Source organism: Arthrobacter sp. MOO21, assembly GCF_057369995.2.
On the sequence record NZ_CM170671.2, the window covers coordinates 3,506,448 to 3,517,851 of the forward strand.

The 11,404-nt window shown below is 67.8% G+C and carries 10 protein-coding genes; 4 read left to right on the plus strand and 6 right to left on the minus strand.

The genetic code is table 11. The features are described from left to right. Positions 1–14: 14 nt before the first annotated feature. Positions 15–1,523, minus strand: coding sequence for a recombinase family protein (locus AC2JAJ_RS16300; RefSeq protein WP_486415161.1), 1,509 nt, complete (start codon positions 1,521–1,523; stop codon positions 15–17). Between AC2JAJ_RS16300 and AC2JAJ_RS16305 the strand changes: the two genes are divergently transcribed. From AC2JAJ_RS16305 to AC2JAJ_RS16320, 4 genes are all read left to right on the plus strand, one after another. Further along, entirely contained in the window at positions 1,471–3,015 is a 1,545-nt protein-coding gene (locus AC2JAJ_RS16305; RefSeq protein ID WP_486416782.1) for a YifB family Mg chelatase-like AAA ATPase, read from the plus strand. The genes AC2JAJ_RS16300 and AC2JAJ_RS16305 overlap by 53 nt on opposite strands. A gap of 86 nt (positions 3,016–3,101) precedes the next feature. Next, on the plus strand, positions 3,102–4,322 hold the full coding sequence (gene dprA, locus AC2JAJ_RS16310) for a DNA-processing protein DprA (protein ID WP_486416781.1): 1,221 nt from the start codon (positions 3,102–3,104) through the stop codon (positions 4,320–4,322). A gap of 46 nt (positions 4,323–4,368) precedes the next feature. Further along, positions 4,369–5,295 (plus strand): tyrosine recombinase XerC, encoded by a 927-nt coding sequence (locus AC2JAJ_RS16315; RefSeq protein ID WP_486415160.1) that lies wholly within the window; start codon positions 4,369–4,371, stop codon positions 5,293–5,295. Between the two features lie 270 nt (positions 5,296–5,565). Further along, the gene (locus tag AC2JAJ_RS16320) at positions 5,566–6,069 is read left to right on the plus strand and encodes a DUF3145 domain-containing protein (protein WP_221386888.1); all 504 of its coding nucleotides are present in this window, start codon (positions 5,566–5,568) and stop codon (positions 6,067–6,069) included. 121 nt (positions 6,070–6,190) lie between these two features. Here AC2JAJ_RS16320 and fabF read toward each other — a convergent pair whose 3' ends face one another. The 5 genes from fabF to AC2JAJ_RS16345 all read right to left on the minus strand — a co-directional run bounded on the left by fabF (position 6,191) and on the right by AC2JAJ_RS16345 (position 11,241). Further along, on the minus strand, positions 6,191–7,426 hold the full coding sequence (fabF, locus tag AC2JAJ_RS16325) for a beta-ketoacyl-ACP synthase II (RefSeq protein ID WP_221386889.1): 1,236 nt from the start codon (positions 7,424–7,426) through the stop codon (positions 6,191–6,193). 170 nt (positions 7,427–7,596) lie between these two features. Continuing rightward, positions 7,597–7,842, minus strand: coding sequence for an acyl carrier protein (locus AC2JAJ_RS16330; RefSeq protein WP_009359314.1), 246 nt, complete (start codon positions 7,840–7,842; stop codon positions 7,597–7,599). A gap of 78 nt (positions 7,843–7,920) precedes the next feature. Next, positions 7,921–8,982, minus strand: coding sequence for a beta-ketoacyl-ACP synthase III (locus tag AC2JAJ_RS16335; protein ID WP_221386890.1), 1,062 nt, complete (start codon positions 8,980–8,982; stop codon positions 7,921–7,923). After that, a complete protein-coding gene (locus AC2JAJ_RS16340; RefSeq protein ID WP_486415159.1) occupies positions 8,979–9,908 on the minus strand; it encodes an ACP S-malonyltransferase in 930 nt (309 codons plus the stop codon). Before AC2JAJ_RS16340 ends, AC2JAJ_RS16335 begins: the two co-directional genes overlap by 4 nt. 88 nt (positions 9,909–9,996) lie before the next feature. Next, positions 9,997–11,241 carry a PucR family transcriptional regulator gene (locus tag AC2JAJ_RS16345; protein ID WP_221386892.1) on the minus strand — a complete coding sequence of 415 codons (1,245 nt, stop codon included), beginning with the start codon at positions 11,239–11,241 and terminating at the stop codon, positions 9,997–9,999. Between the last annotated feature and the right edge of the window lie 163 nt (positions 11,242–11,404).

Consider the following 11,404-nt stretch of genomic DNA (forward strand, 5'->3'; position numbering starts at 1 on the left):
CGTGGTTGGGTTCGTTAGTCGTCGTAGTAGTTCTCCTCTTGGTAGTCGGGTTCGTTCCAGCGCCACGGGATGCTCAGCCGGGACTCGTCCAGTTTCCGTGAGCCTCTAACGGCGGGGCTGACAACGATGCGGCCGGCAAGCGCCGAGGCAAGGAGCTTCCGGCGTCCTGCCGTGTCGCGGGCCTCCCATGCTTCGGCGAAGGTCTCGCCGGTTGCCACAGTGTTCGCCGTGGTCACTTCGGGAGCCGCCTCCAGCGCCTCACGGCGGGCGTGCAACTCTGTCAGGCGTGCGGCCAGGGTGGGAATGTCAGCGCCGGGGGAGGCCATATCAGCCGCGGTTGCGGAGATAAGTTGCTGGACCTGAGCAAGCTCTCCGGCGTCGCGGGTCGAGGACTCGCGCACCTCGTAAACGTCGAAGCTGCCGAAGACGCGGAGGAACTCCTCCACGACGCGGGCCTCCAGCATTCCGGCGTGGACGCTGACCTTGCGGGGGCAGGCTCCAGCGGACGCGGAGCAGACGTAACGAGCCGTGCGGGAGCCGTCCTTCTGCTTGTCGGTGTAGTTCACGCGCATGACGCTTCCGCAGGTCGCGCACTCGACGTGTCCGGAGAGGAGGCGGCTCGCCCGTTTCCGGCCAGCACCGGGCATAGTGTTCCAGTCGGGACGCCGGGACAGGAGCGCCCGCAGTTCGGCGGATTCTTCTGTCGTGATGATTGCGGGCCATACCTGCTCGGGGAGGCCGTCCTCGCCGAGGAGCGGGCGGCTGACACGGGACGAATCGCCGGGGCGGCGGTGGGTCATGTAGCCGAGGATCGCGTCGCCGCGGAGCAGGTCGGCGACCGTCGCGGCGGTCCACTTTGCGGCCTTGCGCGGCGGGACGCCGTCGGCGTTGAGGCCCTTGGCGACGGCGTAGCCGGTGGCGCCGGAGAGGACTTCGTCGACCATGCGGCGGACCACCTTCGCTTCGTCGGGGTCCACGTCGAGGGCGCGGCCCTTGCCGGAAGGGTGGGGGATCGGGCGGTAGCCGTAGGGCGGGACGCCGGAGTGGCGGCGTGTCTGCCGTTGATAGTCGCGGGCGGCCTTCACGCGGGAGCGGATCAGTTCGCGCTCCGTCCGGCCCAACGCGGCCATGAGTGCCACCTGAATGTCCCATGCGGGGCTGTTCGAGCGGAGGCCATCGGCGAGAGCCAGGAACAACGCGGGGGAGCCGGACGCGGCGCGTTCGTCGAGTACGTCCTGCAAGTCGGCGACAGCGCGGGCGCCCATGCGGCTCCAGCGGTCGAACTTGTATACGGCGATTACGTCGGCGGCGTTCTCGCGGAGCATCCGGAGGGCCTTCTCGGCGTTGGCGCGGGGCTTGCCGCCGCTGAGGCCGTCGTCGGTGAACGTCTCGACTATTTGCCAGCCTTCCCTCTCGGCGAGGGCTTGAAGCTGCTTGTTTTGGTTGGCGATGGAGACGCTTTCGTCTTTGGTGACGCTGAGGCGGAGATACAATATTGCGCGTTTGGGTGTTGCTTCTTTCATGTGTCAATTATCCGACATTGGCCAGACGCTCCCCGCCTTCGTGATCCTTGGGCTGCCTGACGCTTCGTTGAACGAAGCGAAGGAACGCATCCGGTCGGCGGCCAAAAACTCGGGCATCCCCTTGAGCCGAAGGAAAATCACGGCCAACCTCATTCCGGCTTCCCTGCCGAAGCGGGGCTCGGGATTCGACCTTGCGGTGACCATGGCCGTGCTCAGGGCCGCCGGAGACATCAAGCCCACCGGACGCGCGGTCTTCATCGCCGAGTTAGGGCTCGACGGCCGCCTGCGCCCGGTCCGGGGGATCCTGCCGGCCGTGATGGCATCCGTGCAGGCAGGCTATCCGGAGATCGTGGTTGCCCAGGCAAACCTGGCCGAAGCTTCCCTGGTCCCCGGCGCGAAAGTGCGCGGATACCGCACCCTGGCCCGCCTGGCTCTTGACTTCGGCGCCGACCCCCAGGAGCTCGCCCTGGATTTCGAACCGGATGACGCCCAGGACGCGCCCGACGGCCCGTCGGACCCGGCTCCCTGCCCCGACATGGCCGACGTCTCCGGCCAGGGCGACGCCCGGCGGGCGCTGGAAGTCGCAGCTGCCGGTGCGCACCACCTGCTGCTCACCGGACCGCCTGGCGCAGGCAAAACCATGCTGGCAGAACGGCTGCCCGGACTCCTGCCGGACCTCGGGGACCACGAATCAATGGAAGTGACGGCAATCCATTCGCTCTGTGGGCTGCCGGCGTCTCAGGTACAGCTGCTGCGCCGGCCGCCCTTCGAGAACCCGCACCATTCCGCAACTGCCGCGGCCATTATCGGTGGCGGTTCCGGGCTGCCCCGGCCCGGCGCTGCGTCCCGCGCCCACCGCGGCGTACTCTTCCTCGACGAGGCACCGGAATACGAGCGCCGGGTCCTCGATGCCCTGCGGCAGCCGCTCGAAAGCGGGGAACTGGTAATCCACCGCTCTGCCGGGACTGCCGCTTATCCGGCGCGGTTCCAGCTGGTTCTTGCCGCCAACCCCTGTCCGTGCGGCAAGGCTGCAGGGAAAGGCCTGGACTGCACCTGCACCCCCATGATGCGCCGCCGGTACCTCGCGCGCATGTCCGGGCCCCTCCTGGACCGGGTGGACATCCAATTGCAGGTGGAACGTGTATCGCTGGCAGATTTTGGACAGGCCGGGGCAGAAGAAGAGGACACCGCCTCGGTAGCCTGCCGCGTCCTGGAGGCGCGCTCACGGCAGTCCGAACGGTTGCACGCCTTTGGGCTGGAGACCAACTCACAGGTGCCGGGCCGGATCCTTCGGGGAAAGCTGCGGCTGGCTCCAGCCGCCACCCGGATCCTCGACCTTTCGCTTGAACGGGGCGTGCTGACGGCACGCGGCTACGACCGCGTCCTTCGCCTGGCGTGGACGCTGGCCGACCTGGGACATCGGCAAACACCCGACTCGGATGACATCGGGCAGGCTTTGGGCCTCCGCCAGGCAGCGGCGGTGGCCGCATGACGGGACAAGGAGCTACGACCGAACAGGACAACATGGTGGATCAGGACAACATGGTGGATCAGAGCAACATGGCGGATCAGGACAACATGGTGGATCAGAGCAACATTGCGGAATTCCGGAAAGCACCCCAGGACGGCGAACGGCTTGCACGGGCAGCCCTGTCCAGGCTGATGGAGCCCCAGGACGCAGCGGGACTGGCGCTCGTGCAGCTGACCGGAGCAACGGATGCCCTGCGGATCGCCACCGGCCAGGTAAAGGCTGGTCCCGGACTGGAGCAGGAGATCAGCACACTGCTGGCGGACGGCGGCACAGCCACCGGCTGGGCAGGCCTGGCGTCGGCGTTGAAGCGCTGGCAGCCCCGGCTGCCGGACGTGGCGCCCGAGCGGGACCTCGCCACCATGGCGCGCTTGGGTGGCCGGTTGATCGTTCCCTCCGACGAGCTGTGGCCGGCGCAATTGGCGGACCTCGGAATCCAGGAGCCGATCTGCCTCTGGTGGCGCGGCCAGGAACAGCCGCTGCCGGCAGCGGACAAGGCCATCGCTCTGGTCGGATCCCGCGACAGCACCAGTTACGGGGCCTCGGTAACGGGCGACCTCGCGTACTCCCTGGCGCAGCGGGGGTTCACGGTGGTCTCCGGCGGCGCGTACGGGATCGACGCCCATGCCCACCGTGCCGCGCTTGCCGGTTGTTCTTCCACTGTCCCTACCATCGCCGTGATGGCCGGCGGCGTTGACCGGTTCTATCCGTCCGGCAATGACGACCTGCTGCGGGCCGTCGCCAACCAGGGCGCCGTCCTCGCCGAGGTACCACCGGGATCGGCTCCCACCCGGTACCGCTTCCTGCAAAGAAACCGCCTCATCGCTGCCCTGTCGGCCGTGACAGTGGTGGTGGAGGCGCGCTGGCGTTCAGGTGCACTGAACACAGCCCATCACGCCGAAACGCTGGGCCGCGCCGTCGGCGCAGTGCCAGGGTCCGTCCACAGCGCCAATTCGGCCGGCTGCCACCGGCTCCTCCGGGACGGGGGAGCGGTCTGCGTGACCGACGCGGCGGAGGTCGCCGAGCTGGCCGGGCCCAGCGGCACGGCAATGCCTGAACCGCGGCACACGCAGCCGGCCGTCCAGGACGGGCTCACGCTGGAGGACCTGATCCTCCTGGATGCGCTGCCGCTGCGCTCCACCACCTCGGTGGAGAAGCTGACCTCGGTGGCGGGCCTGGGCCAGGAATCCGTTCGGGCGGGCCTGGGCCGGCTCGGGCTGCTGGGCCTGGCGGTATCGGAGCGCGGCGGCTGGAAACGGGGCAAAGGATGACCGTGTCCAGCGCCCGTTCGTGGCCGCAGGCTGGGACAGTGGAGGGATGGAACATGACGGACTGCCCCGGGAACTCGGCGCGGCATATGATGCTTTCTCCGGTTACCTCGCCGGTGAGCGGGCGGTGTCGGAGCACACCAAGCGGGCCTACCTGGGCGACCTGCACAGCCTCCTTGCCCATGCAGCCGCCGAAGGCGCCGCCGGGCCCAAGGACATCGAGCTGGGCACCCTGCGCCGCTGGCTGGGCAGCCAGAGCCAGGCCGGCGCCTCAAGGGCAACCCTGGCACGCCGTTCCGCGACTGCCCGCACCTTTACCGCATGGGCCCTGAGGGAGGAACTGATCGAGGCGGACCCAGCACTGCGGTTGAAGGCACCTAAACGGGAAGGCTCCCTCCCGGGAGTCCTGCAGCCAACCCAGCTCACCCGGTTGCTCGACAAGCTCGAAGCGGCCGCCGCCGAGGGTGAACCCCTGGCCGTGCGCAACAGGGCAATGGTCGAACTGCTCTATGCCACCGGTGTGCGCGTTGGCGAACTGGCCGGAATGGACATCGATGACCTCGATCCCGACCGCAGGACACTGCGCGTCATCGGCAAAGGCAACAAGGAACGCACGGTTCCGTTCGGGGTTCCTGCAGCCGTGGCCGTTGACGACTGGCTCCGGCGGGGCCGCCCCCTGCTGGCCAAGGAGACCAGCGGCCCCGCGCTTTTTCTCGGCGCCCGCGGCGGCCGGGTTGACCAGCGACAGGTCCGCGCCCTGGTCAACGGGCTCTTCGGTGAGCTGGGGGACACCTCGGCGTCCGGCCCCCACGCCCTGCGGCACTCGGCGGCCACCCACCTGCTCGACGGCGGGGCCGACCTGCGCGCCGTGCAGGAAATCCTGGGCCACAGCAGCCTGGCCACCACCCAGATCTACACCCATGTCTCCGTGGACCGGCTGCGGCGAAGCTACCAGCAGGCCCACCCCCGGGCCTGAGCAGCCCTCTCACCCTCATATCAGTGTGGCTAATCGCACTGGCGTAATTCCACGGGGTACGGCACAATAAGAGTCACGTCCGGCAACTTTCAAGTGCCGCTTGAAGCTCCTGAGCTTAATGCGGCGCGGCAAGTCCGGACACTGTTTAATCCGATACAGCTGGACACATCTGAATACCGCGCAGGGAACCACCGCCGCAAAGCAATGCACGGCAGTTCCATCCAGGCAGAGGTCGTTGGGGAAGACGTACCTAGAGCTATGGAGGATGGAATGTCTGTTGCAATGACCCGCGGTCTGTTGTTCGTTCACTCGGCCCCTACGGCGCTGTGCCCCCACGTTGAGTGGGCAGTCGGCGCCGTGGTGGACAAACGGACGGACCTTGAGTGGACCCCGCAGCCAGCCGCGCCCGGAATGTTCCGGGCCGAGCTGTCCTGGACCGGCGCCCCCGGCACGGGTTCGAAGCTGGCGTCCTGCCTCCGCGGCTGGGCGCACCTCCGCTACGAGGTCACCGAGGAGCCGAGCCAGGGCGTGGACGGCGGCCGGTGGTCGCACACGCCGGAGCTGGGAATCTTCCACGCCGTTACGGACGTCCACGGCAACATCATGGTCTCCGAAGACCGGATCCGCTACGCCTATGAGTCAGGTGCAGGCGACCCCGCAGCCGTCTACCACGAGCTCTCCCTCGCGCTGGGCGAAGCCTGGGACGAGGAGCTGGAACCGTTCCGCCATGCCGCTGAAGGCGCACCCGTCCGCTGGCTCCACCAGGTGGGCTGACCGCCGTCGGCCGTGCTTCCAGCAGGAACACCACACGCAAACTTCCATAGCAAAAAGAGGAGGCCCCGCCATACCGGCGGGGCCTCCTCCTGCATCCGGGGCATACCCCGGGACAACAAACTCAGACGCTGCGGATGGCCACCACGGCGTTGTGGCCACCAAAGCCGAACGAGTTGCTCAGTGCCACGATGTTTCCCGCAGGCAGGTCGCGGGCCGAGGTCACTACGTCCAGCGGGATCTCCGGATCCTGGTTCTCGAGGTTGATGGTGACCGGTGCCTTCCGGTCATGGACGGCCAGCACGGTCAGGACGGCTTCCACCGCACCCGAGGCGCCCAGCAGGTGGCCCATCTGGGACTTGGTGGCGGAGACGGCCACGTTGTCCACGTGGGTGCCGAGGGCGGCGCGCAGGGCCGTGTACTCCGGCTTGTCCCCAACAGGCGTGGAGGTTGCGTGCGCGTTGACGTGCACCACGTCCTCGGCCTGGATCCGGCCATCGAACATGGCTGCCTTGAGGGCACGGGTTGCACCGAGTCCCTCGGGGTCCGGAGCGGTGATGTGGTAGGCGTCAGCGGTGACCGACGTGCCGGCGAGCTCGGCGTAGATGCGTGCACCGCGGGCCAGGGCGTGTTCCTCGGCCTCGAGGACCAGGGCACCGGCACCTTCGCCCATGACGAACCCGTCACGTGCGGTGTCGTAGGGACGGGAAGCGCGCTCGGGCTCATCATTGCGGCGGGAGAGGGCCTGCATCGAGGCAAATGCTGCCAGCGGCATGGGGTGGATGGCTGCTTCGGCGCCGCCGCACATGACCACGTCGGCCTTGCCGGAGCGGATGAGTTCCAGGCCGAGGTGCATGGCTTCCGTGCCGGATGCGCAGGCCGAGACGGGCGTGTGCGCACCGGCGCGGGCGCCCAGGTCCAGGCTCACGGCCGCGGCGACACCGTTGGGCATCAGCATGGGGACAGTCATTGGCAGGACCCGGCGGGGGCCCTTTTCCTTCAGGGTGTCCCAGGCATCCAGCAGTGTCCAGACGCCGCCGATGCCGGTGGCGAATGCGACAGCCAGCCGGTCCTGGTCGATTTCAGTGATGCCGGAGTCTGCCCACGCTTCGCGGGCTGCGATGACGCCGAACTGGGTGGAGGGGTCCATGCGCTTGGCCTCGACGCGGCTGAGCACGTCCAGGGCCGGGGTGCTGCACCGGGCAGCGAAGTGGACGGGGAGCTCGTACTTGGCTACCCAGTCGTCCTCCAGGGTGCGGGCACCGGAGACCCCCTTGAGCGCGTTGTTCCACATGGTGGGTACATCGCCGCCGATGGGCGTGGTGGCACCCAGACCGGTAATGACTACTTTGCGTGTCATGGGATCACTCTTTCGTCGGTGGGGAATCCGCCTGCGTCCGCAGGGTCCCGCACGTGTTGATGATCGGCCCATTCCCGGTGGGGGATTGTGCCGGATAAATGCGGCGGGCTGCCGGTCCGGTCAGTCCGGACCGGCAGCCCGCCAAGCCGAATAAACGGCGGGAGCCTTGACTAGGCCTGCGCTCCGGCGATGAAGCTGACGGCGTCGCCAACGGTCTTGAGGTTCTTGACCTCTTCGTCCGGGATGCGCACGCCGAACTTTTCCTCGGCGTTGACCACGATGGTCATCATGGAGATGGAGTCGATGTCCAGGTCCTCGGTGAAGGACTTGTCCAGCTCGACAGCCTCGGGGGCCAGGCCGGTTTCTTCGTTGACGATTTCAGCCAGGCCGGCCAGGATCTCTTCGTTGCTAGCCATTGATGGCTCCTTTTCTTGTATTGCCGGCAGGGGCTGCCGGAAACGGTCGGGGCCGCGGTTGCGGACCCTTGGGCGTACTTAGGGAAGGACAATTACCTGCGCACCGAAGACCAGTCCGGCGCCGAAGCCGATCTGCAGGGCCAGCCCGCCGCTCAACGCCGGGTTTTCCTGCAGGAGCCGGTGCGTTGCAAGCGGGATGGAGGCCGCGGACGTGTTGCCGGCGTCGGCAATGTCCCGTGCCACTGTAACCGTCTCGGGCAGCTTCAGCTTCTTCACCATCTCGTCGATGATGCGCATGTTGGCCTGGTGGGGGATGAACGCCACCAGGTCCTCGGCCTTGACGCCTGCGGCATCGAGTGCCTGCTGGGCAACCTTGGCCATTTCCCACACGGCCCAGCGGAAGACCGTCTGGCCGTCCTGGCGGAGCGTGGGGTACAGCTCCTGCGCCTCCTCGAGGAGGGCAAGGTCGCCGGTGGAGTCGGACTGCCGCGCGGCGAGGCCCAGGTCGCGGACATCGAGCAGGGAACGCGTCATGCCGATGGCGTTCCACTTGCTGCCGTCCGAGCCCCACACCGATGGTGCGATGCCCGGCGTGTCGGAGGGTCCGACGATGACGGCGCCGGCGCCGTCGCCGAGCAGGAAGGAGATGGTCCGTTCCCGGTTGTCGATGACGTCCGAGAGCTTCTCGGCGCCTACTACCAGGACGTACTTTGCGGCGCCGGAGCGGACCAGGGCATCAGCCTGCGCGATGCCGTAGCAATAGCCGGCGCAGGCCGCGGAAATATCGAAAGCCGGCGCCGGGGTGGCGCCCAGGCGGTCAGCCAGGCTGGCAGCTGCAGAAGGAGTGGCGTAGGGGTGGGTCACCGTGGACACGATGACGGCGCCGAGTTCGGAGGCCTCGATGCCCGCCTTCTGCATGGCTTCACGCGCAGCGCCTTCTGCCATGTCGATCACGCTGACGCCGGCGGGGGCGCGGTGCCGGGTCACGATGCCGGTGCGCTGGCGGATCCACTCATCGGAGGAGTCGATCCACTGGCAGACATCCTCATTCGTGACGATGACATCGGGCCGGTAAGCCCCCAGCCCGAGAATCCGGGTGTGCTCCTGCAGGGGAGCCTGCTTCAGCGTGGGGACGCTCATGCGTTGCCTTCCAGTTCCGCGAAGAGCGCGAGGGCGGCGGACAGGTCCTCGGGGGTCTTGACCGCTACCGTCTTGACGCCGGGCATGCCGCGTTTTGCCAGTCCGGCCAGGGTGCCCGCGGGAGCCAGTTCGATGACGCCGGTGACGCCGCGCTTGACCATGGTTTCCATGCAGAGGTCCCAGCGCACGGGACGGGAAACCTGGGCGATCAGGCTTTCGACGGCGGCACCGCCGTCGGTGACTTCGCCGCCGTCGTAATTCGACAGCAGGGGCACCTTCGGGGCTACCGGGTTGAGCTGGGGTTCCAGTGCCTTCAGCGCGCTGACTGCGGGCGCCATGTGGCTGGTGTGGAATGCGCCGGCAACCTTGAGGGGGATGACGCGGGCCTTCGCCGGCGGGTTGTCGGCCAGTGCCTTCAGTTGCTCGAAGGTTCCGGCGGCAACAGTCTGGCCGGCCCCGTTGACGTTTGCGGGGGCGGCGCCGGCCGCCTCGATGGCCGCAAGTACTTCCGCCGGGTTACCGCCGACCACGGCGCTCATGCCTGTGGGTGTAACCGCAGCGGCTGCAGCCATGCTGTTGGCGCGTTCGCGGACGAACGTCATGGCTTCCTGCTCGGTCAGCACGCCGGCGAGTGCGGCCGCGGTGATTTCACCCACGGAGTGCCCGGCAAGGATCACCGGAAGGGAATTGAGTTCGACGTCGAAGAGCGAAGCCGCCGTGACGAGGCCGGCGGCAACGATCAGGGGCTGCGCGACGGCAGTGTCCTTGATGGTTTCCTCGTCGGAGGTGGTCCCGTGAGCGATCAGGTCGATGCCTGCGATGTCACTGAGGGAGGCCAGTTGGCCTGCCACCGAGGGCAGTTCCAGCCAGGGGGCCAGAAAACCCGGGGTCTGCGAGCCCTGTCCAGGGCAGACTATTGCAAGCACGTAACCAGCTTTCCAAATTACTGTGTGATCCAGCGGTGTTTCTCCGCACCAAGCTCACGGGGTCAGGTTGTAGGAAGTCTACAACGTGTCAGCCTTGGTTCCGGGACGCCTGGCGTTCCGTGGCGGCCTTCGGCGGGGCGGAAAGCCGGCCCACCACGAGCGCTGCCTGGAGCACGAACGCCTCCCGCGGCAGCAGCGGATCCCAGCCGGTGACGTCGCAGACGCGCTTGAGCCGGTACCGGACAGTGTTGGCGTGGACAAAGAGTTCCCGTGCGGTCGCCTCCAGCGAATGCCCCAGTTCCAGGTAGGTGCCGAGGGTCTCCACCAGCCCGTTTGATGCCGCCAGGAGGGGCCGGTAGATGTTTTTGACCAGGGAGCGGCGGGCCGCGTCGTCACCCGAGATCACCCGTTCGGGGAGCAGGTCGTCCGCCGCGACGGGACGGGGTGCGGAGGGCCACGCGCGGGCAGCCGTCAGCCCGGCGAACGCGGACTGCGCAGAACCGCTGGCTTCCAGGAGCGACCCTGCCTCCGGGCCGTAGACCACGGGCCCCGGGGCGAACATGTCGCTGAGCTTTACATAGGCGGTCTCGCGGTCCTGCACGCCGCCCAGGATGAGGATCAGGCGGTCGCCCTGGATGCCCACGAGCGCGTCCTCCGCGTACCGCCCCGCCATCCTGCGCAGTTCGCTGACGTAGCTGGCGCTGGGTTCCGACGGCGAATTGCCCACCATGACGGTGAAGCGCTCCTGCGCCTTCCATCCCAGCGCTGCGATCCGGGACCGCAGGGCGTCGGTGTTTTCCCCGCGGAGGATGGCGTCCACGATCAGGGCTTCAAGCCGGGTGTCCCAGGAACCGCGGGACTCGGCGGCACGGGCGTAGACGTCGGCGGCGGCGAAGGCCACCTCCCGTGAATAGCGGAGGACGGCCTCGCGCAGGGAGGGCTGGTCGGCCTCGGGCGCAATGACGGGAACCTGGTCCTCCACCACCTCCACCACGATCCGGATCAGCTGCAGCGCCTTCTGTAGGCTGATCGAGCGGGTCAGTTCGGTGGGAGCCGTCCCAAAGACGTCGGTCAGGATCCATGACGGCGAGCTCGGGCGCTCGTACCAGGTAACAAAGGCGGCTATGCCGTTTTGCGCCACCATCCCCAGCGCCGAGCGCTCATCCGCGCTGAGCCTGCTGTACCAGGGCAGCGACTGTTCCAGCTTCCGCATGGTGGTGGTGGAGAGCTGGCCCACGTTGGCCCGCAGCTGCTTGAGGGTTTCGGACTTCTCCGGGGTGACCTTCGGCGGGGACGGCTTCCGCTTGGCGGACGGGCTTGCTGGTGCTGGCATTCTTTGAGCATACGGCCAGCGCCCCGCAACCTCCATTTGTGCGAAGGCTACAATCCGCCAGGGGCTGCGTCACAGGGTTGCAGCACCTTTTGGAACGAACGACGGCGGCCCTCACCTTGTGGGTGAGGGCCGCCGTCGTCCATGGCTGGTTCTGCTGCCGGGC

Excerpts from the sequence above, each read along its gene's own strand:
- AC2JAJ_RS16300 (WP_486415161.1), bottom strand. The coding sequence starts at position 1,523 with ATGAAAGAAGCAACACCCAAACGCGCAATATTGTATCTCCGCCTCAGC.
- dprA (WP_486416781.1), top strand. The coding sequence starts at position 3,102 with ATGGTGGATCAGAGCAACATTGCGGAATTCCGGAAAGCACCCCAGGAC.
- AC2JAJ_RS16315 (WP_486415160.1), top strand. The coding sequence starts at position 4,369 with ATGGAACATGACGGACTGCCCCGGGAACTCGGCGCGGCATATGATGCT.
- AC2JAJ_RS16320 (WP_221386888.1), top strand. The coding sequence starts at position 5,566 with ATGTCTGTTGCAATGACCCGCGGTCTGTTGTTCGTTCACTCGGCCCCT.
- fabF (WP_221386889.1), bottom strand. The coding sequence starts at position 7,426 with ATGACACGCAAAGTAGTCATTACCGGTCTGGGTGCCACCACGCCCATC.
- AC2JAJ_RS16330 (WP_009359314.1), bottom strand. The coding sequence starts at position 7,842 with ATGGCTAGCAACGAAGAGATCCTGGCCGGCCTGGCTGAAATCGTCAAC.
- AC2JAJ_RS16335 (WP_221386890.1), bottom strand. The coding sequence starts at position 8,982 with ATGAGCGTCCCCACGCTGAAGCAGGCTCCCCTGCAGGAGCACACCCGG.
- AC2JAJ_RS16345 (WP_221386892.1), bottom strand. The coding sequence starts at position 11,241 with ATGCCAGCACCAGCAAGCCCGTCCGCCAAGCGGAAGCCGTCCCCGCCG.